The sequence below is a fragment of the Chryseobacterium sp. WLY505 genome, assembly GCF_030846215.1.
GTDB lineage: Bacteria > Bacteroidota > Bacteroidia > Flavobacteriales > Weeksellaceae > Chryseobacterium.
Map to the genome: position 1 here is coordinate 72,362 of NZ_JAVCWI010000014.1, position 25,214 is coordinate 97,575.

At 37.1% G+C, this 25,214-nt stretch carries 22 protein-coding genes and 3 tRNA genes; 20 read left to right on the forward strand and 5 right to left on the reverse strand.

Going from position 1 to position 25,214, the window contains the following annotated elements; translation table 11 throughout:
* Positions 1–438, forward strand: coding sequence for an RNA-binding S4 domain-containing protein (locus RAH34_RS20515; RefSeq protein ID WP_114820717.1), 438 nt, complete (start codon positions 1–3; stop codon positions 436–438).
* 18 nt (positions 439–456) lie between these two features.
* Here the strand turns inward: RAH34_RS20515 and RAH34_RS20520 are convergent, their stop codons facing one another.
* Positions 457–972: a shikimate kinase gene (locus RAH34_RS20520; protein ID WP_306597357.1), complete on the reverse strand. Its 516-nt coding sequence runs from the start codon at positions 970–972 to the stop codon at positions 457–459.
* A 115-nt stretch (positions 973–1,087) separates the two neighbouring features.
* Between RAH34_RS20520 and RAH34_RS20525 the strand changes: the two genes are divergently transcribed.
* From RAH34_RS20525 to RAH34_RS20535, 3 genes are all read left to right on the forward strand, one after another.
* Positions 1,088–1,160: transfer RNA gene (locus tag RAH34_RS20525), tRNA-Lys, on the forward strand.
* Between the two features lie 34 nt (positions 1,161–1,194).
* Positions 1,195–1,277 (forward strand) — tRNA-Leu (locus tag RAH34_RS20530).
* A 55-nt stretch (positions 1,278–1,332) separates the two neighbouring features.
* A tRNA-Lys gene (locus tag RAH34_RS20535) sits at positions 1,333–1,405 on the forward strand.
* A 183-nt stretch (positions 1,406–1,588) separates the two neighbouring features.
* Here the strand turns inward: RAH34_RS20535 and panC are convergent.
* Entirely contained in the window at positions 1,589–2,437 is an 849-nt protein-coding gene (gene panC / locus RAH34_RS20540; protein WP_306597358.1) for a pantoate--beta-alanine ligase, read from the reverse strand.
* A gap of 170 nt (positions 2,438–2,607) precedes the next feature.
* Here panC and RAH34_RS20545 point away from each other — a divergent pair, with 170 nt between their 5' ends.
* The 9 genes from RAH34_RS20545 (at position 2,608) to RAH34_RS20585 (ending at position 13,204) form a co-directional block, all read left to right on the forward strand.
* A complete protein-coding gene (locus RAH34_RS20545) occupies positions 2,608–3,378 on the forward strand; it encodes a glycogen/starch synthase (RefSeq protein ID WP_034693703.1) in 771 nt (256 codons plus the stop codon).
* Between the two features lie 13 nt (positions 3,379–3,391).
* On the forward strand, positions 3,392–5,044 hold the full coding sequence (locus tag RAH34_RS20550; protein ID WP_306597359.1) for a DUF4270 family protein: 1,653 nt from the start codon (positions 3,392–3,394) through the stop codon (positions 5,042–5,044).
* Between the two features lie 36 nt (positions 5,045–5,080).
* On the forward strand, positions 5,081–6,934 hold the full coding sequence (gene glmS, locus RAH34_RS20555; protein ID WP_114820721.1) for a glutamine--fructose-6-phosphate transaminase (isomerizing): 1,854 nt from the start codon (positions 5,081–5,083) through the stop codon (positions 6,932–6,934).
* A 108-nt stretch (positions 6,935–7,042) separates the two neighbouring features.
* Positions 7,043–8,467: a gliding motility lipoprotein GldK gene (gldK, locus tag RAH34_RS20560; protein ID WP_114820722.1), complete on the forward strand. Its 1,425-nt coding sequence runs from the start codon at positions 7,043–7,045 to the stop codon at positions 8,465–8,467.
* A gap of 53 nt (positions 8,468–8,520) precedes the next feature.
* Entirely contained in the window at positions 8,521–9,213 is a 693-nt protein-coding gene (gldL, locus tag RAH34_RS20565; protein ID WP_079240564.1) for a gliding motility protein GldL, read from the forward strand.
* Between the two features lie 52 nt (positions 9,214–9,265).
* Entirely contained in the window at positions 9,266–10,858 is a 1,593-nt protein-coding gene (locus RAH34_RS20570; protein ID WP_306597360.1) for a GldM family protein, read from the forward strand.
* Between the two features lie 22 nt (positions 10,859–10,880).
* On the forward strand, positions 10,881–11,819 hold the full coding sequence (gene gldN / locus RAH34_RS20575) for a gliding motility protein GldN (protein ID WP_034693716.1): 939 nt from the start codon (positions 10,881–10,883) through the stop codon (positions 11,817–11,819).
* A 55-nt stretch (positions 11,820–11,874) separates the two neighbouring features.
* Positions 11,875–12,909: an FAD-binding oxidoreductase gene (locus RAH34_RS20580; protein WP_114820724.1), complete on the forward strand. Its 1,035-nt coding sequence runs from the start codon at positions 11,875–11,877 to the stop codon at positions 12,907–12,909.
* Between the two features lie 34 nt (positions 12,910–12,943).
* Positions 12,944–13,204 carry a SemiSWEET transporter gene (locus RAH34_RS20585; RefSeq protein ID WP_306597361.1) on the forward strand — a complete coding sequence of 87 codons (261 nt, stop codon included), beginning with the start codon at positions 12,944–12,946 and terminating at the stop codon, positions 13,202–13,204.
* A gap of 67 nt (positions 13,205–13,271) precedes the next feature.
* On the opposite strand, the gene RAH34_RS20590 is transcribed toward RAH34_RS20585, so the two are convergent.
* Positions 13,272–13,706 carry an META domain-containing protein gene (locus RAH34_RS20590; RefSeq protein ID WP_114820726.1) on the reverse strand — a complete coding sequence of 145 codons (435 nt, stop codon included), beginning with the start codon at positions 13,704–13,706 and terminating at the stop codon, positions 13,272–13,274.
* Positions 13,707–13,744: 38 nt separating this feature from the next.
* Positions 13,745–14,137: a multicopper oxidase domain-containing protein gene (locus RAH34_RS20595; protein ID WP_114820727.1), complete on the reverse strand. Its 393-nt coding sequence runs from the start codon at positions 14,135–14,137 to the stop codon at positions 13,745–13,747.
* A 636-nt stretch (positions 14,138–14,773) separates the two neighbouring features.
* Here RAH34_RS20595 and RAH34_RS20600 point away from each other — a divergent pair.
* The 6 genes from RAH34_RS20600 (at position 14,774) to map (ending at position 22,829) form a co-directional block, all read left to right on the forward strand.
* The gene (locus tag RAH34_RS20600; protein WP_114820728.1) at positions 14,774–15,160 is read left to right on the forward strand and encodes a hypothetical protein; all 387 of its coding nucleotides are present in this window, start codon (positions 14,774–14,776) and stop codon (positions 15,158–15,160) included.
* Positions 15,161–15,308: 148 nt separating this feature from the next.
* Positions 15,309–16,391, forward strand: coding sequence for an efflux RND transporter periplasmic adaptor subunit (locus tag RAH34_RS20605; RefSeq protein ID WP_373427996.1), 1,083 nt, complete (start codon positions 15,309–15,311; stop codon positions 16,389–16,391).
* Between the two features lie 22 nt (positions 16,392–16,413).
* Entirely contained in the window at positions 16,414–19,605 is a 3,192-nt protein-coding gene (locus tag RAH34_RS20610) for an efflux RND transporter permease subunit (RefSeq protein ID WP_306597363.1), read from the forward strand.
* Entirely contained in the window at positions 19,577–21,034 is a 1,458-nt protein-coding gene (locus RAH34_RS20615; protein WP_114820730.1) for a TolC family protein, read from the forward strand. Before RAH34_RS20610 ends, RAH34_RS20615 begins: the two co-directional genes overlap by 29 nt.
* Before the next feature lie 132 nt (positions 21,035–21,166).
* Entirely contained in the window at positions 21,167–21,646 is a 480-nt protein-coding gene (locus tag RAH34_RS20620; RefSeq protein ID WP_306597364.1) for a hypothetical protein, read from the forward strand.
* 418 nt (positions 21,647–22,064) lie between these two features.
* A complete protein-coding gene (map, locus tag RAH34_RS20625) occupies positions 22,065–22,829 on the forward strand; it encodes a type I methionyl aminopeptidase (protein WP_306597365.1) in 765 nt (254 codons plus the stop codon).
* Between the two features lie 164 nt (positions 22,830–22,993).
* On the opposite strand, the gene RAH34_RS20630 is transcribed toward map, so the two are convergent.
* The gene (locus RAH34_RS20630; protein WP_306597366.1) at positions 22,994–23,179 is read right to left on the reverse strand and encodes an NAD(P)H-dependent oxidoreductase; all 186 of its coding nucleotides are present in this window, start codon (positions 23,177–23,179) and stop codon (positions 22,994–22,996) included.
* 189 nt (positions 23,180–23,368) lie between these two features.
* Between RAH34_RS20630 and RAH34_RS20635 the strand changes: the two genes are divergently transcribed.
* Complete coding sequence (locus tag RAH34_RS20635) at positions 23,369–24,901, forward strand: M20/M25/M40 family metallo-hydrolase (protein WP_306597367.1); 1,533 nt, start codon at positions 23,369–23,371, stop codon at positions 24,899–24,901.
* The last annotated feature ends 313 nt before the right edge of the window (positions 24,902–25,214 follow it).

Below are 25,214 nucleotides of genomic sequence, written 5' to 3' on the forward strand. Positions count from 1 at the left end.
ATGAGAATAGATAAATTTTTATGGAGCATTCGTTTTTATAAGACGAGAAGTATTGCAGCAGAGGAGATTAAAAAGAATAGAGTTTCTATAGGAACGTCTGCCGTAAAGTCATCTAAAGAGGTAAAAGAAGGAGATACCATTAAAATCCGTAAGAATCAGATTGATTATAAAATAAAAGTAATTCAGATTCCTAAAAGCAGAATTGGAGCCAAGCTGGTGCCTCTTCATATCCAGGATGTGACCGATAAGGAACAATACGAGCTGCTGAAACTCCGTAAAATGTCACAAGACTATTACAGAAATAAAGGGGAGGGAAGACCTACCAAAAAGGACAGAAGAGAAATGGACGATTATGTAGGAAACGATATCGACTCCGATTTTACAGACTGGGATGATTTCTTTGGAGAGACCGGCAGTGAAGGTGAGGATGAAGATTAATATTAATATAAAAAAGCTCTAGAGATAGAGCTTTTCTATTATTTCATTAACGATGTCTTCCGGTTCCCTGGAATCTGTCCCGACAGTGAATTGTGCTTTGCTGTAAAATTGATTTCTTTCAAATAAATGTTTAGCAATAAATTCCGAAAGGTCTTCATCAGATATATTCGCAATTAATGGTCTTTTTTCTTTCTGTTTTGAAAGTCTTTCAACCAGTGTTCCTACTCCTGTTCTTAAAAAAACACTCTTTGAATTGTGATTAATGATCTCCATATTATTATAATATACAGGAGTTCCTCCACCAAGGCTTAAAACAACATTTTCTTCAGAGGCCAATATCTCTTCAAGTGCCTCTCTTTCCAGCTTTCTAAAGAAAATCTCTCCCTTTTTCTCAAAAATCTCAGGGATGGTTAATTTATTTCTTCTGGAAATCTCTTTATCGAGATCGATTAATTTAAAATCTATTTTTTCGCTTAATATTTTGGAAATGTGAGATTTGCCGCTTCCCATGTATCCGATCAATGAAATTACCATGAATTTTTTTTAAACAAATTTGCGAAAAAGTTTTGAGATAAAGAAAAAAGTCATATCTTTGCACCACTTAAAACAAGGGACATTACTTAAATGAAAACTTGTTACACAAGTGGCCGACTCGGTAGCTCAGCTGGTAGAGCAATACACTTTTAATGTATGGGTCCTGGGTTCGAATCCCAGCCGGGTCACTAGCAATAATAATTACTGAATGGTAATTTTATTGCCTGCGTGGTGAAATTGGTAGACACGCCATCTTGAGGGGGTGGTTTCCTAAGGATGTGCTGGTTCGAGTCCAGTCGCAGGCACTGCAAAGAAAATTTTATAATTAATATTGAAATTTATTTCATTTTAATTGTGGCCGACTCGGTAGCTCAGCTGGTAGAGCAATACACTTTTAATGTATGGGTCCTGGGTTCGAATCCCAGCCGGGTCACAAGTTTACTGAAAAGTAAATTTTTTTCATATTAATATTTTGTGATTTGGTGTTTCAAAGGCTTCCTTCAGGAGGCCTTTGATTTTTGTATGAACTTGGGATGAATCTAGTCTTTGTTCAGGTATTTAATAAAAAAATCCCCGGCTTAAATGGCCAGGGATACTATATTTTAATAGATAAAGATTAATCAAGGTGCATATTGTCAATTAATCTTACTCCATCTACTACAACTACAATGAAGGCTCTGAAATTTCTGTCTTTATAGAAAAAATCAGTCTCCTGTAGGGTGCTTTCATCAGCAATCAGAAAGTATTCAAGCTTCATGCCCTGCTGGTCATCAAAAATATCAGCTACTCTTTCTTTAATTTCCGGAATACTGACAGTTCTGAACCAGTCGTTTACTTTCTTTAAGGTTTCATAAATTACTTTAGAAGCTTCTTTTCTGTCTTCATGAAGCCTTTGGTTTCGTGAGCTTAATGCCAGACCGTTTTCTGCCCTGTAAATAGGAACTCCGGTTATTTTAACGGGAAGATGTTTTTTCTCCACCATTTTTTTAATAATAGCAAGCTGCTGAAAATCTTTTTCACCGAAATAAGCGTTATCAGGCTGTACCTGTCTGAAAAGCTCTTCTACAACAGTTCCTACCCCATTGAAATGTCCCGGTCTGGATTTACCCTCCATTTCATTTTCCAATCCGTCAAAATCATACGACTGGCTTTCAGCTTTTTCAGGGTAAATATCTGTCACCTCAGGGATGTAGACAGCATCTACAAGACCTGAATTCTGAAGAATCAGTATATCTCTGTTCACATCTCTTGGATATTTTTCAAGATCTTCAGGATTGTTGAACTGGGTTGGATTTACAAAAATTGAAGAAATGACAAGGTCATTTTCTTTTCTTGCCTCTTCATACAGAGAAAGATGGCCATTGTGCAGGGCGCCCATGGTAGGAGCAAAGCCAATTCTTTTTCCCATTTCTTTCTGTCTTTCAATGAAATCCTGAAGGACTTTTCTGTTTTTTAGAACTTCCATAGTTTATTTTAATACTATTTCAAAAATACTAAAAATATCGCATAATAATATGTACTTTTAATAATTTGAAAAGGGAATTTTCGTAAAAAAATGTTAATTAAAATAATGTTGGATGTTTTTTTGTAATTTTGCACATTAAAGCATTTTTACAAAAATTAGATAGAAAGTTTATGCCGAATCAAAAAATACTGTACATTACTACAGAGATGTATCCATATCAGGAAGATACAAATATGGCTGCAGTGGTAAACAAAATGGCACTTAAGATGCACCAAGAAGGCAATGATGTAAGAGTTTTTATGCCAAGATTTGGACAAATAAGTGAGAGAAAATTCCAGCTTCATGAAGTAATCCGTCTTTCAGGGATGAATATTATTATCAATGACCTGGACCAGCCTCTGATCATTAAAGTAGCGTCTCTTCCGGGGGAAAGACTTCAGGTTTACTTTATTGACAATGAAGAATACTTCAAAAGAAAACAATATTATTTCGACGATGAAGGAAACCCTTTCGAAGACAATGACGAAAGAGCTATTTTCTTTGCCAGAGGAGTGATTGAAACTATTAAGAAACTAAACTGGGTGCCGGATGTTATCCATTTGAATGGATGGATGTCTTCTTTTGTTCCAATTTATCTTAAAACGTACTACGAATCAGATACTTATTTCAAAGATGCAAAAATTGTACTTTCTCTTTACAATGAGAAAGATGCTGACCTGGACAAAAAGATCGATGAAAAGCTGCAGTTTGATAATATTTCGGGATTAAAAGCGTTAGATAACCCAACTATTAAAAGTTTTGTTATCGAGAGTATGAACTATGTAGATGCCGTTGTAAAGGGTGACGAGTTCCTGGATGAAGACCTGGATAAGGCTTTCAACGAAACAGCAACCCAGAAATCGGAATATCTGGACGTAGATTCTATAAATCAACTTTATTAAAAACACATTTTTAATGACTCATAATCTTAAAAAGACCTTCGCCATGCTTCTATTGGCGATTTTTGGAAGTGCATTGCTTTATAACTGTGAACCGGATCCGGATTCTCTTGGAGAGCAGCTGTTTAATGGTGACGCAGCACAAGGCAATGAAATTTCATATCCTGTTATAGCATACAATTACGACAATAATGATTCAATCAGAAGTGATGCTTCAAGATTGATCAGCGGATTGAACGAATCTGGTACAGCTACAAATATTGCCGTTCTGGGAGCCTTTACTGAATCCCAGTTTGGAATGCAGAGAGCATCTTACGTTACCCAACTTAGAATGCCGGTAGATAATTTCGACTTCAATGGCGCGGATCCAAAAGTAGATTCTGTAGTTCTTGTCGTAAGACCACCTGCAAATACAGCTTCGAATACTTACTTCTTTGAAAGCAGCGATTCATTAAAGACCAATACATACGCAAAAACTGATTTCCCGGTAGACGGGGTTGCTACAGAAGTTTCCATTGAGAAAAAAACTTATCCTGTTCGTAAATACGGTAAAATAGGAGGAGCTTCAAAATCAATGAAAATCAATGTGCATGAAGTGACAACGTTCCTGGATGCAAATAACGATGCTTTAAAACGTTCTAATGCGTCAATTAGTACTGGTGAATTGTTAGGTTCAGGAGTGTTTGATGGTAACATAAGTTCTTTATCTATAACAAAAAAATCTGATAACTCGGTTGTATTTACAGGAAATTTAGGATTCAGAATGAAGTTGAGTAACACAAATTTTTTCCAGACTCATATTCTTGATAAAAAAGGAAAACCTGAGCTTCAGGATGCTGCTAACTTTATCAGATACTTCAAAGGGATAAAAATTTCTGTGGACGAAACAGATAGATATCTGTATCAATTCTCTCCTAACGATTTACAGCTTATCATGTATTACAAATATGATAAAACGGAGAATGGAACAACCACAAGACCTCAGACAACACTTAGTTTCAACTTGGGAAGCGCGAATTCTCATATCGGATTGTATGAGTACAACAGATCTGGATCACCTGCTGCAGCTGCACTGGCTGCAAGTAATTCTGCTGAAGGAGATGAAAGACTTTTTGTTCAGGGAATGGGAGGACCTTCTGTGGTAGTAAAAATTAAGGATGAGACTATTGCACAACTACAGGATATTTACAACAAAGATAAAGCAGGTATTGTAAGTGCTAAGATCAGAATATACCTGGATCCTGCAACATGGAAAAATACAGGTTCTACTGAAGATCGCAGGTTTACCCTTTTAAACAATACATTAAATGCCGGTAAAATTGATTACTCAAAATTAACATTCACTTCAGATCTGACAAGCGGACTTGGATTGTACTATTTTAAAGATAAACCTGAGCCAGGTTATTATGATTTTGTAGTAACAAAAACAATCAAGGATCTTGTTGAAGGGAAAAAAGAAACTGTAGATGGAACTGAGCAACTGATCGTTAACAAACCATTAATAATCACTGCAGGAACATTTGCAGCAAGTACTACGGGAACACTTTTAGGAGTTCGTAATACAACAAGAGCATTCGATATGAACAGAATTATTCTGACAGGAATTGATAAAACGAATACCAACCCTAAGAGAATCCAGCTAATGGTAACTTATGGTACAAAAAAATAGAACACGATAAACAAACAACACTAGACAAAATAAAATATGTGCGGAATAGTAGGATACACAGGATTTCAAGACGCTTATGAAATTGTAATTAATGGTCTTAGAAGATTGGAATATAGAGGGTATGACAGTGCCGGAATTGTTTTAGAAGGACCAGGTAACAAGCTGGAAGTAGAAAAAACAAAAGGTAAAGTGGAGGATTTGGTGAATATTTCAAAAGAGCTGAAAGGAACGTCTAAAATTGGAATGGGACACACCCGTTGGGCTACCCACGGAGTTCCTAGTGACAGAAATTCCCACCCGCACTTGTCAAACAACGGGAAAATTGCAATTGTACATAATGGTATTATTGAAAACTATGATACCATTAAAACGATGCTTACTGAAAAAGGATTTACTTTTAAATCAGAAACAGATACAGAGGTATTGGTAAATCTTATCCAGTATTTTATGGATCTTAATCCTGAGATTGACTTCCCGACAGCAGTGAGATATGCCTTGAATGAAGTATATGGAGCTTATGCAATCACTGTACTTCATGAAGATTATCCCGGAATATTGGTCGTAGGAAGATTAGGTTCTCCTCTTGCAATCGGAATCGGGGATAAAGAATACTTTATTGCCTCGGATGCATCTCCTTTCGTGGAATTTACAAAAGAAGCTATTTACCTTGAAGAAGGACATATGGCAACCATCTCTCTGGAAAACGGAGTAGATATCAGAACTATTAACGAAAACTCTAAGATCGAGCCTGAAATTCAGGAACTTAAATTAAGCCTTGAACAGATCGAAAAAGGTGGTTACGAGCATTTCATGCTTAAAGAAATCTTTGAACAGCCTAAATCTGTACATGATACCATGAGAGGTAGACTTCTTGTAGATGAAGGAGTAATCAAAATGGCCGGAATCTGGGATCATGTTGAGAAATTCAAAAATGCCAACAGAATTATTATCATTGCTTGTGGTACTTCGTGGCATGCAGGTCTTATCGGAGAATATCTGATAGAAGAATACGCCAGAATTCCTGTTGAAGTAGAATATGCATCAGAATTCAGATACAGAAACCCGATCATTACCGATAAAGATGTGGTGATTGCCATTTCTCAGTCTGGAGAAACAGCTGATACCATGGCTGCCTTAAAATTAGCAAAAGAGAAAGGAGCATTTATATATGGTATATGTAATGTTGTAGATTCATCAATTGCAAGAATTACAGATGCCGGTTCATATACGCATGCAGGTCCTGAAATCGGGGTAGCTTCTACCAAAGCATTTACGGCACAGCTTACTATTCTTACTTTAATTGCGTTTAAATTAGGAAAACACAACGGAAACTTAGGAAACGCTGAATTTATGAGCTTAATTGCTGAGCTTGATGCTATCCCTAAGAAAATTGAAGAAGTGCTGAATACCACTCATGAGCTTACGCAGAATATTGCAAAAGATTTTGTGAAAGCTACCAATTTCCTTTACCTGGGAAGAGGATACAACTATCCTGCAGCCCTGGAAGGAGCCTTAAAATTAAAAGAAATTTCTTATATCCATGCAGAAGGATACCCGGCTGCAGAAATGAAGCATGGTCCGATTGCCCTGATCGACGAAAATATGCCAATTGTAATTATAGCACCTAGAAAAGGCCACTATGATAAAATTGTAAGTAACGTTCAGGAAATTAAAGCGAGAAAAGGCAAAATTATCGCTGTAGTTAATAAAGGAGACCGTCAGGTGAGCGAAATGGCAGATTATGTTATCGAAATCCCTGAAACTTCAGAATGTTTCTCTCCAATCGTTGCTTCCGTACCTCTGCAACTGCTAGCCTATTATATTGCAGTTTATAGAGGAGCCAACGTAGATCAACCGAGAAACCTTGCAAAATCTGTTACCGTGGAATAAAAAGTTGTTGTAAATAAAATAAATTTAGATTTCTTCCGTTATTTCAAAAAAAATCTTAAAAGTTTCTTAAAAAAATTATATATTTACGGCTTAATTATAAAAATTAACATGAAAAGGATATTTCTTTTATTATTGTCTGCGTCGGTAGCATCGGTATCTTGTTCAGGTGGTGGCAGCTCTTCTGTAGGGAAGCCAGGAACAAAAGGAGAATTGATACCAAGAGAAAAAACTAAATCATTTGTTGCGGAAAGACCATACGGAATGGTTGCAATTCCTGCAGGTTCATTTGTTGCTGGTTTAGCAGACCAGGATCCAACAAATACTCCTGAAAAAGCAGCATTGAAGACAGTTACTGTTTCTTCTTTCTTCATGGATGAAGCAGAAACTACCAACTCAGAGTACAGAGTATTTATCAATTATGTAAGAGACTCTATCGCGAGAACTTTACTTGCTGAAGCTGCCGGAGAAGGTGGTGATGAAGGCGGACGTAAAGGAGCTGCAATAGGAGATTATGCATATCTTGCTAAAAAAGAAGAAAATTTAACACCTTATCAAGAATATATGGAAGGCCAGGGTGGCCGGGAAGACGGAAGCTATGATGCCAGCAAAAGATTAGATTGGAAAATTCCTTTACACTGGAGCACATCAAAATATCCGGATGTAGAATACGCAGAAGTTTTAGAATCTATGTATCTGCCTTCTTCTTCAAGAATCGGAAACGAAAGAATTTTAGATGTAAGCAAGCTGAAATATACTTACCGTTGGGGAGATATGGACGCTGCAGTTGCAGATAACGAAAGAGGAGCTAATTACCTGAAAAGCGAAAGTATCGCGATCTATCCTGATACTACAGTTTGGGTAAAAGATTTCCACTTTGCTTACAATGAGCCATTGTTTGAACAGTATTTCTGGCACAAGGCTTACAAAGACTATCCTGTTGTTGGGGTTACCTGGGATCAGGCAAGGGCTTATTGTAACTTCAGATCTAAATTGAAAACAGATTACAACGAAAGTTTAAAAAGAAAAAAACAAAGACCATTAGAGTTCCGTCTTCCAACAGAAACTGAATGGGAATATGCTGCAAGAGGAGGTATGCAAAATGCTACTTACCCTTGGGGTGGTCCATATTTAATGGACGACAGAGGTTGCTATCTGGCTAACTTTAAGCCGAAAAGAGGTAACTACATGGAAGACGAGAAAAAAGGTACTTATACATATACAGCTCCAGTTAAGAAATTTAAGAAAAATGGGTTTGGGTTATTTGATATGGCTGGAAACGTTTCTGAATGGACATTATCTTCTTTTAACAACTCTTCAGCTGGGTTCACTTCTACATTAAATCCTTCTACTAAAGATAAGTTGGATACGAAGAAATCTGTAAGAGGTGGATCTTGGAAAGATATAGGATATGCACTAATGACAGGTGCTAGAGATTGGGAAAGAAAAGATTCCGCAAGAAGCTATATCGGATTCAGAACTGTACAGGATATCCCTGAAGCAGCTGTTAAGCCAAGAAGAGTTAACAGAAATTAATCAGACAATTTTTCAATAACAATTTTATTTAACATTAAAAAAACTAACTCAATATGTTTAAGACTAAAGATGCTTGGATGAATTTCTTTTATTCATTCGGTGCTGCAATTGTAATTCTTGGAGCTTGGCTTAAAATTACTCACATTACCTTGGGACCTATTAACGGTAACATCGCTCTTACCGTAGGGCTTATTACTGAGGCGATTATCTTTATCATCTTTGCATTTGACCCTCCAAAAACTGAAGAGTCTTATGCCTGGGAAAATGTTTATCCTGAGTTATTAGATAAACATGCGAATCCAAATCCTTTACACTCTAATGTAACCACTAAAAATACAAGCGCTCAATTTGCTGAACTGGAAAACTCTCTTTCTAACAAATTGGATAAAATGCTTGAAGATGCAAGATTAGACGTTCAATTATTTGAAAGATTAAGAACAGGAATTGATAAATTTTCAAACTCTGTTGATCAGATCAATCAAACGGTAGACGTATCTGCATCTACTCATAAATATAACGACCAATTAAATAAAGCAGCTCAGCACATGGAAAGCATGAATGCTCTTTATGCAATGCAGCTTGAAAGCGGTAAGAGACAATCTGAATTTGCTAACAAGTATGTTGCAGATATGCAGAAATCTGCAGAGCAATCTGAGAAATTCAACCAAGAGCTACAAGGTTTAACATCTAATCTTAATAACTTAAATAGAGTTTATGGTGGTATGCTAACTGCTATGAAGTCTTAATTCCTAACCATTTCTAAATTTAACTACTTAATCAAAAAACAAAGAAAAGAGAATGGCACAAGGAAAACAGACCCCTCGTCAGAAGATGATCAACCTGATGTATTTGGTGTTCATCGCGATGATGGCCCTAAATATTGATGCAGAAATCATCAGATCATATTATGACTCTACAGTTTCTTTAAAAGCAACACGTATGCTTACTGAAACTAAAAACAGTGAGATATTTGAAAAAACATTAGAGGCTAAAGCACAACAGGTACCCGATACTTATGCACAGCCTTGGGAGCAATATAAGGTGTTGAAGGTAAAAATCGATGATTTGGTTACTCATGCAGAACAAATCAAAGAAAAATTGAAGAAAGAGGCTGAGTTTATGGAAAATGATCCGGCAACTGGCAAGCCTATCGATGTTAGCGAGAATTTTTCTTCACTTAATAACAATGAAGGGGCTACACAATATTTCTTTAAAGATGGAGATGAAAATACTCCTTCAAAAGGCGCTGATGAGTTAAAAGCTAAGATTGATGCTATAAGAAATTATATCAATACTACTTTCGGACAAAATCATCAATTGCAGGATTTGGTGAATAGAGCTAATGCGTCTCTTATCGCTGAATATCCAAAAGGAAAATCTCCAAATGAAAAGACCTGGTTTCAGAATAAATTCTATCATCAGCCTTTGATTGGTGCAATCTCCAATTTAGAGATTATCCAAAATGATGCCAGAAACGTACAGTCTGATGCATTGGCAATGTTGTTGCAAGAGAAAGTAGATGCAAGCATCAAATTTTCAAGCTATGAGCCTATAGTTTCAGGTCCGGTAGATATCCAGGCAGGAAAACAGGCTGAAGTAAAAGTAATGTTAGGTACTTACTCTACAAGTAACAAGATCAGTATCTCTGGTGTAAGTAAAGTAGAGAACGGTAAAGGTATTATGCAAATTTCAGGTTCTGGAATTGGTGAACATAAATTAGGAGGTACTATTACATTGACGGATGCTTCCGGGAAACCACAGTCTTTCCCTTGGACACATACTTATAATGTAATCGCTGGACCAAGAGAAGTAAAACTTGAAAAAGGATTATTGCTTTCTGCTGATAAAATGAACGTTATGTATAGAGGACTTGAGAATCCTGTTTCAGGATCAATCTTAGGTGCTGACAATTCTAAGCTTTCATTATCTGCTGCAGGCGCTACCGTGAAAGGAAAAGGTCCAGGTAAATGGGATGTGACTCCTACTACCGGAAATGTAGTGAAGTTAACATTATCAGGAACAGATCCTTATGGTAAAACAGTTTCTCAGGTATTTGAATATAGAATTAAGAATATCCCTAGACCACAAGGTCAGATCAGAGGTAAAGCTGTAAACTTTATGCCGGCAGGTTCTATACCTAACCAGATTGTTTCTGCTACTTTACCAGACTTTGATTTCCCTGTTTCGTTCACTGTTAATAGCTTTATTATTAAGCTTCCAGGAAAAGCAGGTACTCTGATTCAAGGTAGCTCATTATCAGGAGCAGAAGGAATGCTTAGAAACCTTAGACCTGGTGATGTAGTTCAGATCTATGATATTCAGGCTACGGCTACAGGATTGGGGAACCAGAGACTTAAGGAAATTTCGCCTGTAATTATTAATGTTCAATAAGGTTAATTTGTAAAATCATATTATGAAAAAATATATTAGCACCCTTTTAGTTTTAGTTTCGGGATTTGCTTTTTCCCAGACTATTCTGAATGCTGCTTCTCCTGAAGAATTCAGACAAATGAGAGCTGAATCAATGAGAAAAGCAGGGGATACTGTTATCAGCAATAAAGTAAAGCCTCTTGAATATGGTTTCGTTGATGACAAGGATATTTACAAAAGTATGTTTGTTTGGGAAATCATTGATATGAATGATAAGATCAACCAGCCGTTTTATTATGATAATCCGGATGGTCTTCTTTCAAGTTCTACAAGATCATTATATCAGTTATTACTTGATGGTGCCCTTAAAGGGGATATCAAGGAAGTTTATGACGACGAAAACTTTGTGACAAGACTTTCACCTGAGGCTATTCAGAAAAGATTGGAAAGTGTTAGACTTGACGAAGAAGCTATTGATATCCTTAACTCTGGAAGAACACTTACAGAGGACGAAAAGAAAAGATTGACAGATATCATCAGAACCACTACAGATAAAGTAAAAGTTCTTAAGGTAATGGGAATGTGGTTTATCGATAAAAGAGACGGTCAGATGAAGTACAGACCTCTTGGTATCGCTGCTATGGGTCCGGATCCGACATCGGTAGGAAGAATCGGTCCTGATGGCCAGCCTTTGGCAGGTGCTGATGAATTGATTGATCTGTTCTGGATTTATTACCCAAGTGCTCGTGATATCTTAGCAAACAATTATGTTTTCAATAGAAAAAATTCTTCTGCTGACTTATCTTTCGATGATGTTATCAATGCAAGAAGATTCTCTTCTATTATTTATAAATCTTCAAACGGTTTAGGAGATGGTACTATTAAGGACTATATTCCTAAAAATGCTGATGAGCAGCTGGAAGAAAGTGACAGAATCAAGGCACAGATTCTTGACATGGAAAATGATATGTGGAATTACTAAATTTCGCTTGATATTTATAGAAAACCTGAGTATTTTTACTCAGGTTTTTTTTATTATGAAAAATGTAGATTATATTATTGTAGGAGACGGATACGCGGGGCTTTTCTTGGCTCATCAGCTCATTAAAAATAACAAGTCCTTTGTCATCTTTACGGAAGGAAGGCAAAGTGCCTCCCAGGTTTCAGCAGGAATTATCAATCCTGTTGTCCTGAAGAAATTTACCACATTCTGGAAAGCACAGGAACAAATAGATTTTCTTAAAGACAGTCTTAAAGAAATAGAATCATATACCGGAGAAAATTATTTGATCAATGCTCCCATTCACAGAATTTTCCATGATGAAAATGAACAGAATTTATGGTTGAGAAAATCAGCAAATGAAGAATTGTCGCATTTTCTTGATCAGAATTTCGATCGTTTAAATGTGGTAAAAAACGATTTTCTTAGCGGAAAGGTGAATCAATCTGCAAGACTTAATGTTAATGGATTTTTCAGTAGTCTATTCGATTATTTTGAAAAAAATGATCATCTGGTTAAAGAAAAGTTCGATTATTCAAAATTGAATCCATCTGAATCGGTATATAAAGATTTTACTTTCAAAAATTTGATTTTCTGCGAAGGGATGGGGGTGAAAGATAATCCGTACTTTTCAGAGATTGCAGTAAACCCGAACAAAGGTCACCATATAAAAGTGAAACTTTCACAACCGATTCCGGAGAATATAACCATTAAAAAGAAACATTTTTTATTCCCAACCGGAAACGGACTGTATTTTTATGGAGGGACCTACGACAGAGAGCAGCTTCATCATCATATCGATGAATCAGCCGTTGAACAACTGGTGAAAGGGCTTTCAGAATTTTATCCCTATGATTTTGAAGTGGAGGAAGTCCATTTTGGATTCCGCCCAACCGTAAAAGACAGAAGGCCTATCATCGGAAGACATGATACGTTCAGTAATCTCTATGTCTTTAATGGACTTGGAGCCCGTGGGATTCTTAATGGGTGTTATTTTTCAAGAGATCTGTTCCGTTTTATGGAAGATGATATTCCATTGCATGAAGAAGTTTCATGGAAAAGATTTCAATAGTGTATATTAGTAAATATATTCAAGGTGAAAATTTATGAATGAAAATATATTAGGTATCATTGCCGGTGTTCTTACCTCCGTTTCAATGATTCCGCAACTTATAAAGGTAATCAGAGAAAAGAATGTAGAAGATATTTCTTTACTTATGCTGCTGGTCCTGATTTCGGGGCTCTCTTTATGGGTATGGTATGGCTTTGCAAAAGATGAACTTCCTATTATTCTATCAAATGCATTTGCAGTTCTGGTAAATATCAGCCTTCTGATCTGTTACATCATGTACAACAAAAAAAAATAGCAATATTAAAATAAAAAAACGCTTCATCATGATGAAGCGTTTTTCATTTTATGTAAGTGAGATTCAATTACTGAAGAACAAATTTAGCTAAAGGAGCCATTCTTGCTTTGTTTAAAGTAAGTGTATTTCCGTTTACAGAGTAATTGTCTGCTGCAAGAATTGCTTTGGTAAATTGATTTTCAATATCAAGATCCTCGCAAGCCATCATCGTAGACATCCCCTGATTGAATTTAATTCTCATTATTTCAGGTTTGATCTCAAAAGTTCCTCCCAAACCATTACATCCTGCATGTCCCTGATATCTCATACCATCCATTTCAAGTTTGAAATAAGGATTGTTTTTAGGATTCTTCAGTTCAATCGGCTTCCCGTTAAGCTCTGTAAGTTTCCATGTTTTTCCTGTAATGTCCGTAGTTGCTTTCTGAGCGTTCTGTGTTTTACAAGAAACAACTAAAAAGGTTGCGATAACAAGTGCCGAAAAATAATAATATAAACTTTTCATAATGTTTATTTTTTTAATTTGAATTGCTAATCCATATGCTAATACGATGCCATTTTTGCAGGACCAGACTCTTTTTTTGCCTGTTTAAGGTGGAACAGAACCATATCTACATTCTTTTTCAGGAAAGTGATATTGCCCTTAATATCAGAATATTGATATTCTTCATTAGAGGCTGTATATTCAGGTAAAGCATCACTTTTTTTTAGGTCAAAAGTTTTGCCGTTTAAATGTATAATCGCTGTATTTTTGGTATTGTTGATCGTTACTTCTATTTTTTCTCCATAGCTGTCAACATACACATTTTTTGAAATGTCATCTGTATTTTCTGGAACAACAGCAGTAATGGTTTCAGCCTCTTTTCCGGGATGTTTACATGCTGTTAGGGAAATAAGGGTCAATCCGAAAAGGATTGGTACTAATAATTTTTTCATAGTGATAAGTGATTTTAAAGTGTTTCATGAATTATGATATTAATGCTATATAAATTTACAAATATTTTTAATAAATATGTGTTAATTTTTCATAAACTAACAGAAAATTAAAGTTTTGTACAATTTAACTCACTGTTTTTTGAAACAGAATTCACGAAACAAAAGGTAATAATTATTGTGGGAAATTTAGAATAGACGTTGTTGATGCAGGGTTTTTAACGAACTTGTTTTCAGAAGAATAATCTTGTTTTTTTTCATTTTTCATTTGTTGTGTTAATTTTCGGCAAAAATAATTCAAAAATAAGAGAGTAACAATAAGTTAATGTTAATAATTCTCATTCATGATAAAGTTTAGGTTCACTAGGGTAAATTTTAAAAATAGAATATCAAGGCTCTTGAATGTTCAAAAAAGCAACAACTTTAAAATTAAAATTTCCTTAAATCAAAAAAAATGGCTTGATATTTGAAAATTGAAACTTGCACAGATGAGATGTCAAAATTACCTAAATGACGCTTGAATAAAAGAAAAAATTAATATTTATCACTTTTGTATATTCAGGTATTTTAAAGAAGAGTTAAATTTTGTTAATCCATGATGGTAATATCATAATCTGGGTGTACATTTGCAACTTCAAAATGAGAAACTTCGTAGTATATTTTTTAACCGGTCTTTTTCTGCTCTTTGTAGTAGAAAGCAGACTTGACGTTAAAACGCTCCGAAACGACTATAACGGTCACGTTTCTCATCATATGCCAAAAAGAGCCAACCGCCTGAATCAGACTTTCGAAAAACTCTCTGTTCAGCAAATGGCCGATAATGTAGACAATTCCACTTTAGAACTTACCGAAAATGATTTCCAGCTGTCTGATGTATGGCAGGCTGTTATTGTTTTTGCAGGAGTTTTCTCTTTAGTCTATATTTTTGGATTAAAAAGCTATAAACGATCCAAGCCGGATATTCATGGCTTTGTTCTTGGTTTGGCAACCAAAAGATTTATTCTTATCCGCTCCATTAGAATCTAAAATTTATCCGTTCTGTTTATTTTCTGCCTGATGACAGGTGGGAAATACCTTGCGTTGTGTATGCCGGTAATCATCACACCGTACCTCTTTTATTACCGTTTTTTATTTCTATCAAAACATTAACGATTATATAAACTCTAGAATTATGATAAAAAGAGTTGCTTCGGGAATTGCGCTGAGTGCCCTTCTGTTGGCGGTTGGCTGCAATACGAAAAAAGAAGAAAAAGAAGAAGTTACCGTCTATCCGGTGACGTCCCCTGTGGTAATGGATACCGTAATCAACAAAGAATACGTAGCCCAGATTCAATCTGTAAAAAACATTGAAGTGAGAGCTCAGGAAAAGGGTTTCCTGGAAAAAATCTTTGTAGATGAAGGACAGTACGTACAGGCCGGACAAACATTGTTCCGCATCATGCCTAAACTGTATCAGGCAGAATTATTAAAAGCAAAAGCAGAAGTAGAACAGGCTTCTATTGAACTGAAAAATGCAAGTACACTGGCAGGAAACAACATCGTTTCTAAAAATGAAAGAGCCATGGCAAAAGCAAAACTGGATGCTGCCAATGCAGAAATGAAACTGGCCCAGATCCACCTTTCTTTTACTGATATCAAAGCGCCATTTTCAGGGATTATCAATAGAATTCCACTGAAATTAGGGAGTCTTGTAGATGAAGGCGATTTGTTGACTTCGTTATCAGACAATACAAGTATCTATACCTATTTCAACGTTTCAGAACCTGAATATTTGAGCTATCAGACTCATGCTTCAGACAGAGGAAGCAATCAGGTTTCTCTGATTACAGCCAACGGAGAAACATATACACAAAAAGGAGAAATTCAGACGATTGAAGGAGAATTCGATAACGAAACAGGAAATATTGCTTTCCGTGCGAAATTCCCTAATCCGGACAAACTCCTGAGAAATGGAGAAACCGGAAAAGTACAGATGTCAATGCCTGTTCATAATGCATTGATCATTCCACAGAAAGCTACCTATGAAATTCAGGATCAGAAATATGTATTTGTAATTGATAAAAATGGGGTAGCAAAGTCCAGAAATATCAAAGTAGCCTATGAACTTCAGGATTTGTATGTAGTAGGATCAGGAATTTCAAAAGGAGATCAGATTCTTCTGGAAGGAGTTCAGAAAGTAAAGGATGATCAAAAAGTGAAAACAAAATTCCAGGATCCTAAGAAAGTTCTTCAATCACTGAAATTAAAAGCAGAGTAGTGGTTCTCTAAAACGAAACAGTATGTTTAAGAAATTCATTCGCAGACCAGTTCTGTCTATAGTAATCTCATTGATTATTGTATTTATGGGAATACTGTCATTGGTAAAACTTCCGGTGACCCAGTTCCCATCCATCTCTCCGCCTAAAGTAAATATCACCGCAGAATATCCCGGAGCTAACAACGAATTGTTGATTAAATCCGTAGTAATCCCCTTAGAAAGAGGATTAAATGGTGTTCCCGGTATGAAATATATGACCTCAGATGCCGGAAATGACGGGGAAGCTTCCATTCAGATTGTATTTGATCTGGGAACGGATCCCAATGTAGCTGCAGTAAATGTGCAGAACCGTGTATCTTCAGTGGTCAATAAACTTCCACCTCTGGTAGTGCGTGAAGGGGTAAAGATCACCCGTGAAGAACCCAATATGTTGATGTACATTAACCTGTACAGTGACGATCCTAAAGCTGACCAGAAATTCCTTTTCAACTATGCAGATATCAACGTAATGTCTGAATTGAGAAGGGTAAGTGGTGTAGGTTTTGCCGATATCCTCGGAACCCGTGAATATGCGATGCGTATCTGGCTTAAACCAGATAGATTAACAGCCTACAATATTTCAGCAGATGAAGTAATGGAATCTCTGAATGAGCAGAGTTTGGAAGCTTCCCCTGGAAAAACAGGTGAAAGTTCCGGAAAACGCTCTCAGTCTTTCGAGTATGTATTAAAATATCCAGGTCGTTTCAATAATGAAAAAGATTACGGAAACATTATTTTAAAAGCAAAACCGAACGGAGAATCTGTAAGACTGAAAGATGTTGCCGATATAGAGTTTGGAAGTTCCATGTATGATATTTATTCTACATTGAACGGAAAGCCTTCAGCGGCAATCACGGTAAAACAATCCTATGGGTCCAATGCAAGTGACGTTATCAAAAATGTGAAAGCATTGATGAAAGATCTTGAAAAAAATAACTTCCCTAAAGGAATGCATTACGACATCAGTTATGACGTTTCAAGATTCCTGGATGCATCCATGGAAAAAGTAATCCACACTTTGTTCGAAGCTTTTGTCCTGGTTGCTATCGTAGTATTCCTATTCCTTGGAGACTGGCGCTCAACATTGATTCCGGCATTAGCCGTTCCGGTTTCATTGGTAGGAACATTTGCGGTAATGTCTGCTTTCGGAATTACCCTGAATATGATTTCCCTCTTTGCTTTAGTAATGGCGATCGGGGTTGTAGTAGATGACGCGATTGTAGTTATTGAAGCTGTTCACGCCAAGATGGAAGAAAAACACCTTTCTCCATTAAAGGCTACCGAAGAAGCAATGCATGAGATCAGTGGAGCAATTATTGCCATTACGCTGGTAATGGCATCGGTATTCATTCCGATTGCATTTATGTCCGGACCGGTTGGGGTATTCTACCGTCAGTTCTCTATTACAATGGCTTCATCCATTATTTTATCCGGAGTAGTGGCACTTACTTTGACGCCGGCATTATGTGCTTTGATCTTAAGAAATAATCATGGAAAGGCTAAAAAGAAAACTCCGGTTACTCTTTTCCTTGATAAATTCAACAACCTGTTCACAAAAGGAGCTGGTAGATATGAGAAAATGCTGAATAAAACGGTAACGAAAAAGACAATAACATTGCCTCTATTATTAGCATTTTGTGCCTGTACATTCTTCCTGAGTAACTCTTTACCTTCAGGATTTATCCCGGCTGAAGATCAGGGGATGATTTATGCGATTATTCAAACCCCTCCGGGATCTACATTGGAAAGAACAAACCAGATTGCCAGAGAACTTTTGAGAGAATCTGAAGATATTGATGGAGTACAATCCGTTTCTTCTCTTGCAGGTTATGAGATTTTGACGGAAGGTACCGGATCCAACTCCGGAACCTGTCTGATCAACCTTAAAAGCTGGGAAGAACGTAAAGAATCTGCCGCTGAAATCATAGAAAAACTGGAAGAAAAAGCCAAAAATATTCCTGGAGCTAATATAGAATTCTTCCAGCCACCTTCCGTTCCGGGATATGGAGCAGCAGGAGGTTTTGAACTTCGTTTGCTGGATAAAGCGGGAAGTGGAGACTATCATAAAATGGAACAGGTAAGTAATGACTTTGTGAAGGAGCTTAAGAAGCGTCCGGAATTGGGATCAGCATTTACATTCTATTCTGCGAGTTTCCCACAATATATGCTTAGGATAGATAATGATCTTGCAGAGCAAAAAGGAGTCACCATTGAAAAAGCGATGGATAACCTCTCCACATTAATTGGTTCCAACTATGAAACGAGTTTCATCCGTTTTGACAGACCATATAAGGTAATTGTTCAGGCTGGTCCTCAATATCGTGCCTTACCAACTGACCTCCTGAAACTGTACGTTAAAAACGATAAAGATCAGATGGTTCCGTACTCAGACTTCATGAGATTGGAAAAAGTATACGGATTATCGGAGATTACAAGACACAATATGTATAACTCTGCAGAGGTAAGTGGAACTCCGGCACCTGGATATAGTAGCGGACAGGCGATTCAGGCGATTCAGGAAGTTGCGGATAAAACACTTCCAAGAGGTTTTGGTATCGACTGGGCGGGGATCTCTAAAGATGAAGTAAGCCGTGGTAATGAAGCCATATTTATCTTCCTGGTATGTTTAGGATTTGTTTACCTGATTCTTTCCGCACAGTATGAAAGTTTCATCCTTCCGCTACCGGTTATTTTATCCCTTCCGGTAGGTATTTTCGGAGCATTTTTATGCTTAAAATTATTAGGATTGGAAAACAATATCTATGCACAGGTGGCCATGGTCATGCTGATTGGACTTCTGGGTAAAAATGCCGTATTGATAGTAGAATTTGCCGTACAGAAAAAGGCAGAAGAAGGAATCCCTGTGGCAAAAGCCGCTATTGAAGGAGCGGCCATTCGTTTCCGTCCGATTTTGATGACCTCATTTGCCTTCATTGCAGGATTAATTCCTCTGGTGATTGCAACAGGACCGGGAGCGGTCGGTAACAGAACCATTGGTACTGCAGCAGCGGGAGGAATGTTAATCGGGACCATTTTCGGATTGATGATTATCCCCGGACTGTATTATATCTTCGGAACCATTGCCGATAAGTCACGATTGGCCAGATATGAAGAAGAAAATCCTTTAACAGAACAAACTGAACCTTATGAACATGATGGAAAATTCGAAGACTAAAAATATAATCACAGCCATTGCCTTATCGCTTGTACTTGCAAGCTGTAAGGCACCGATGGCGACTGTTATAAAAGATGAGGTAAAAGAAAATATTCCTCAGAACTTTAATCAGGAAGAACAGCAGGATGCTAACAACAATAGCGGAACAACACCATGGAGGCAGTTTTTTACTGATCCAAATCTGGTAACCCTTATTGAAACGGCTTTAAAAAATAATCAGGAACTTCTGATCACGCTGCAGGAGATTGAAATTGCTAAAAGTGGTGTTTTAGCTAAAAAAGGAAGATTAACCCCGACGGTGTCTGCGGGAATAGGAGCAGGATTGAAAAAAGCAGGACGCTATACCAGTGAAGGAGCAGGTGATGCTACGACACAAATTGAACCGGGAAAAGAAATGCCGGATCCGCTTGGGAATTTTGAAGCTGGATTAAATGCAAGCTGGGAGATTGATATCTGGAAAAAACTGAGAACTGAGAAAGAATCTGCAGTAGCTCATTATCTTTCTACGGTGGAAGGGAAGAACTTCGTTTTATCTAATCTTATTGAAGAAGTTGCAGATAATTATTATGAGTTATTGGCACTTGATAATCAATTGGATATTATACAACAATATATCAAGCTTCAGCAAAGAGCATTGGAAATTTCCAAAATTCAGAAAGAAGCTGCTGCTGCAACGGAGCTGGCTGTGAAAAAATTTGAAGCAGAACTGGCGAAATCCAAAGCTGCAGAATATACAATCCGTCAGCAGATCACGGAGAAGGAAAACGAAATCAATGCTCTGCTGGGAAGATATCCACAACCAATTGTGAGAACAAAGGAAAACTTTATGTCTACCATTCCTCCGACGGTTTATACAGGAATTCCATCTCAGTTATTAGCAAACCGTCCTGATATCAAGCAGGCCGAGCTGGAATTGAAAGCTTCAAAACTAGATGTGGAAGCGGCAAGAAAAGAGTTTTATCCTTCATTGGAAATTTCTGCAACATTAGGGCTGGAGGCTTTTAAACCTTCATATCTTGTTAAACTACCGGAATCAATAGCTTACAATCTTGTAGGTGAACTTGCTGGACCACTTATTAACAAAAGTGCAATAAAAGCTAATTTCCAGACAGCAGATGCAAAACAGGTTCAGGCATTGTACGAATATGACAAAACGATTTTGAATGCTTATCTGGACGTTGCCAATCTAATGTCAAAGGTTAAAAATATTGACCAGTATTATCAATTAAAGTCACAGGAAACCAAAGCCCTGGATCAGTCTATTGATATTGCCAATCAGTTGTTCCGTAATTCAAGAGCAGATTATCTTGAAGTTCTTTTGAATCAGAGAGATGCTTTGGATGCCAAAATGGAACTTATCGAGGCAAAACAAAAACAGCTCAGTACTGTAGTCGACATCTATAAAAGTTTAGGTGGCGGCTGGAAATAAAACATCATAATTCTATCAATAAACAGTTAATGTTTTTTGGAAGGGTCAATTCTTTTGAGTTGGCCCTTTTTTATTTTTATGCGACATGTTTTGACGTTGTGAGTACATATTTTTGCATTGTAATATAATGCCTTGACAAAAACCTTTAATTATTATGATGAAAAAGGAAGAACCATAGGATCATACGCTCAAAATCACCTCGGAGGATATACCAGAACAGAACTGGATATTGATTTTGCCGGAGTCACCAGACAGAGCAAAGCGTATCACAAAAGGCTGGCCTCTGATCCTGAAAAAGTAATCACCCAGACTTTCACCTATGACCAACAAAACAGGTTATTGGTGCATAAACACCAGGTGGATACCAATCCTGAAGAAATTCTGGTACAGAACGAGTATAATGAACTGTCACAGCTGAAAAACAAAAAACTGGGCGGAACAACTCTTGCACAACCTCTTCAGAATATTAATTATACCTACAATATCAGGGGCTGGCTGACCAAAATCAATGATCCTTCCCATCTTAACGGAAAGCTGTTTGGATATGAAATGAGATATTTTAATCCTGTGAACCCCCGCTGGCGCGAGCGTCTCGCTCGTGTCGGTGAATAAAATAAAAAACCAGTGGTTTTGTTTTAAAAAGCCATTGTACATCCTTATCAAAATACCATGAATGACTTTATAAACAACCTCTAGACACTTAGAAATTAACTCTAACCACTATAGTAAGCCTCTCCATCCACTTCATCAAGTGTCTATCGCCGGTTCAGAACTGCCTTCAGCCCCTTAACCAACGGCCTCTAGCCAGTTGTATAAGTCCCTCTAACCCCTTGTCAAAATGGTGTCAGGCTCTTACGAAGTACCTATAGCCCCTTGTGGAACTGGGTATACTTCCTTACCCAAGGGGGTAGAGGGGGTTGGTGAAGGGGGTAGTAACCTTATTTTCCAATAAATAGATTTGATTTAAAACTGTACATGTCTGCATATTTTAATTTCCTAACTTTGTAGTTATCAACAATAATCAAAAAATATGTCAATCACCAACGAAGATCAGATGCTTGGAATGCAAAAAGTAAGTGAAGCTGTTGCCTATACGCTGAAGAAGATGATGGATTACGCCGAACCCGGCATGACCACCAAAGAGCTGGACGAATATGGAGCCAAAATACTGGAAGGTTTTGGAGCAAAATCAGCACCTTATCTGACCTATGGATTTCCAGGCTGGACGTGTATCAGTGTGGACAATGAATTCTGTCACGGGATTCCAACAGATCAAAGGGTTTTGAAAGAAGGCGATCTGATCAATATTGATGTTTCTGCAGAATTGGATGGATATTGGGCAGATAACGGAGGTTCCTTCGTGATTGGTGAAGATATTCATGGGCATCAAAAATTGGTGGAGGCTTCCAAAGATATTTTAAGAAAAGCTATCGACAATATCAAAGGCGGTGTCAAAATAGCAGACATAGGACATTTAATGGAAACAGAAGCAAAGAAAAGAGGTCTTAAAGTTATTAAGAATCTTGCAGGCCATGGAGTAGGGAGAAGCTTACACGAACAGCCTGACGAATTGCTGAACTACAGAAATCGTTATGATTCCAGACGTTTCAAGAAAAGCTCTGTCGTGGCTATTGAAACATTTATTTCCACCGATTCCAATATTGCTGTAGAATTAAAAGACGGCTGGACCATGGTAGGCAATAAAGGCGGTTATATGGCACAGCACGAACATACCATCGTAATCACAGATGGAAAACCAATCATTTTAACCGAAATGAACGAAATTCTGAATTAAACTAAGATTGTTTATTTCATAGTTAGTAAATCGCAAAGGCGTCAGAATTTCATCATCATTTCTTGCTGAAAATCTCACATTGAGCAAAGTCGAAATATTCTTGCGCCTTAAAAAAGCATCATGATTAAAACCCTTTGCGCCCTTGCATTAAAAAAAGCGTTCTTTTAATTCCAAAGCTTCATCCAATCAATTTCATTCGCTAGTGGTGGCATATCCTTCACCAGATCCCGTACCGTAATCTGACGGATATTATTTTGTTGTGAAATTTTTTCAACAATAGCTGAACTAAGTCCTTTGCTGTAAGACAGATCTTCTCTTGCGCTGGAGATAATGTGCAGAATATTCTTCATACTTTTTTCTTTATTCCAATGACGATCCTGTCTTTGTTAAAGGGACATGATTATTTGCTTTTTATGAATTTAAAACTGTAAAGGGCGTATTCAATGGATTTACCGATTGAAAAAGCCAGACTTTAAATTGTTGGGCATAAAATACTTTGTTATATTTATAGAATAAAATCACCTCACAAACTATCCGCTATGAAAAAATTTCTTTTAATCCTTTTGGGAATCGTTGCCATTCTGGCTGCTGTCGTATTGATCAAAACCTACACCTATCCGTTTAAGAAAAATACGATCGGGGCAGGTGAAGGCTGGAAACCCATAAAAAATGATTCTGCAGTCATGAGACTTTCAGGAGGAATAAAAGTGCCTACCGTTTCTACAGGAAGTTTGGGTGAATTTGATTACGCCCCGTTTGAACAGTTCAAAACCTATTTAAAAACATCTTATCCTTTAGTCTATCAGAACACAGAAAATGTTGAGGTCAACCAATATGGACTGGTGTTCAGACTTAAAGGAAGCAATTCTTCACTGGAGCCTATTTTATTCCTTTCTCATATGGATGTTGTTCCTCCGGGAGATGCTGATATTAAAAATAACGAAGAAAATATATTCCGTCCGGATGATAAACCATCAGAACCAGTTTCAAAAGTAGCTGAAGATTGGGATTTTGCCCCTTTTTCAGGAGCTGTTGCCAACGGAAGAATTTATGGAAGAGGTGCCATAGATATGAAGGGAATGCTGTTTTCCTTGATGGAATCCATGAATTCTATGATTAAAAACAAACAGATTCCACAGCGTGATATTTATCTGGCTTTTGGTTTCGATGAAGAAGTGGGCGGACAAAAAGGAGCGATTCAGATTGCCGATTATTTTAAGAAAAAAGGACTGAAGTTCGATGCCGTTTATGACGAAGGAGGATTGATTATGCGAAAGGGAAATGTGGCGGGAATTGATACAGATGTTGCTGTAGTAGGATGTGCTGAAAAAGGTTTTCTTTCCGCAAAAATAAAAGTAAAAGGACTGGGTGGACATTCTTCTATGCCTCCTATGGAAAGCGCTATCGGGAAAGCTGCTGTCATCATGCAGCGTCTGGAAGATGATCAGATGAAGCCTGTTATTACCCCTTTAATCAAAGAGTTTTTTGCTAATATCGGAGGTGAAATGCCTTTCACCACAAGAATGGCATTGGCGAATCAATGGCTTTTAAAACCGTTACTGATTTCCCAGCTTACCAAAAATAATACAACCAATGCTTTGGTGAGAACCACCACAGCTTTAACGATGATGAAAGGAAGTGATGGAACCAATGTCCTTTCTCCCGAAGTGGAATTTGTGGTTAATTTCAGATTACTTCCAGGAAATTCAGTGAAAGATGTAAGAGATCATATTGCGAAAGCGACTGAAGGTTTTGACGTTGAGGTAGAAGAAATTGACAATACAAGAGAAGCTTCTGCTATTTCTCCAACCAACACAAAAGCTTTTAAAATGATAGAAGCCGGAGTGAAAGAAATTCATCCCGGAGCTATTGTCACACCATATCTTACTATGGCTGGAACCGATGCCGGTAAATATGAAATTGTAAGTAAAAACGTCTACAGGTTCATGCCGATTAAGATCAACAGTGCCGAGCAGCAGAGTATTCACAGCACCAATGAATATCTTAGTATTGAAAACTACCTGAAAATGATTCATTACTTTGAGTACATCATGAAGAATTATGATAAATAAATGTCAATGGTGAATTCGCTGCGCTTGTAAATTTTAATATAAGTTCGCATATTATTAAACGCAGCGTTCGCAAAGTTTTTTATGATGTCTAATTTTTTTAGATCGCAGAGGCGTTTCACTCAGCAATGTATACACTAAGTCTTAGCTGAACGAAGTGCCTTTGCGAACGGATAAATTCTGTATAGTAATAACCCTTGCGAACCCTAGCGTTAATAATAATTGACGATTGACTTTGCGAAGCAAAAATTGACCCTTGACTTAACAATCTTTCCAATCTTTTTTCACAAAAAATATAATATGTCAGGTTTTTAAT

What these genes read in the sequence shown, in the direction of transcription:
- RAH34_RS20515 (WP_114820717.1), top strand. Translation starts at nt 1, where the DNA reads ATGAGAATAGATAAATTTTTATGGAGCATTCGTTTTTATAAGACGAGA.
- RAH34_RS20520 (WP_306597357.1), bottom strand. Translation starts at nt 972, where the DNA reads ATGGTAATTTCATTGATCGGATACATGGGAAGCGGCAAATCTCACATT.
- panC (WP_306597358.1), bottom strand. Translation starts at nt 2,437, where the DNA reads ATGGAAGTTCTAAAAAACAGAAAAGTCCTTCAGGATTTCATTGAAAGA.
- RAH34_RS20545 (WP_034693703.1), top strand. Translation starts at nt 2,608, where the DNA reads ATGCCGAATCAAAAAATACTGTACATTACTACAGAGATGTATCCATAT.
- RAH34_RS20550 (WP_306597359.1), top strand. Translation starts at nt 3,392, where the DNA reads ATGACTCATAATCTTAAAAAGACCTTCGCCATGCTTCTATTGGCGATT.
- glmS (WP_114820721.1), top strand. Translation starts at nt 5,081, where the DNA reads ATGTGCGGAATAGTAGGATACACAGGATTTCAAGACGCTTATGAAATT.
- gldK (WP_114820722.1), top strand. Translation starts at nt 7,043, where the DNA reads ATGAAAAGGATATTTCTTTTATTATTGTCTGCGTCGGTAGCATCGGTA.
- gldL (WP_079240564.1), top strand. Translation starts at nt 8,521, where the DNA reads ATGTTTAAGACTAAAGATGCTTGGATGAATTTCTTTTATTCATTCGGT.
- RAH34_RS20570 (WP_306597360.1), top strand. Translation starts at nt 9,266, where the DNA reads ATGGCACAAGGAAAACAGACCCCTCGTCAGAAGATGATCAACCTGATG.
- gldN (WP_034693716.1), top strand. Translation starts at nt 10,881, where the DNA reads ATGAAAAAATATATTAGCACCCTTTTAGTTTTAGTTTCGGGATTTGCT.
- RAH34_RS20580 (WP_114820724.1), top strand. Translation starts at nt 11,875, where the DNA reads ATGAAAAATGTAGATTATATTATTGTAGGAGACGGATACGCGGGGCTT.
- RAH34_RS20585 (WP_306597361.1), top strand. Translation starts at nt 12,944, where the DNA reads ATGAATGAAAATATATTAGGTATCATTGCCGGTGTTCTTACCTCCGTT.
- RAH34_RS20590 (WP_114820726.1), bottom strand. Translation starts at nt 13,706, where the DNA reads ATGAAAAGTTTATATTATTATTTTTCGGCACTTGTTATCGCAACCTTT.
- RAH34_RS20595 (WP_114820727.1), bottom strand. Translation starts at nt 14,137, where the DNA reads ATGAAAAAATTATTAGTACCAATCCTTTTCGGATTGACCCTTATTTCC.
- RAH34_RS20600 (WP_114820728.1), top strand. Translation starts at nt 14,774, where the DNA reads ATGAGAAACTTCGTAGTATATTTTTTAACCGGTCTTTTTCTGCTCTTT.
- RAH34_RS20610 (WP_306597363.1), top strand. Translation starts at nt 16,414, where the DNA reads ATGTTTAAGAAATTCATTCGCAGACCAGTTCTGTCTATAGTAATCTCA.
- RAH34_RS20615 (WP_114820730.1), top strand. Translation starts at nt 19,577, where the DNA reads ATGAACATGATGGAAAATTCGAAGACTAAAAATATAATCACAGCCATT.
- map (WP_306597365.1), top strand. Translation starts at nt 22,065, where the DNA reads ATGTCAATCACCAACGAAGATCAGATGCTTGGAATGCAAAAAGTAAGT.
- RAH34_RS20630 (WP_306597366.1), bottom strand. Translation starts at nt 23,179, where the DNA reads ATGAAGAATATTCTGCACATTATCTCCAGCGCAAGAGAAGATCTGTCT.
- RAH34_RS20635 (WP_306597367.1), top strand. Translation starts at nt 23,369, where the DNA reads ATGAAAAAATTTCTTTTAATCCTTTTGGGAATCGTTGCCATTCTGGCT.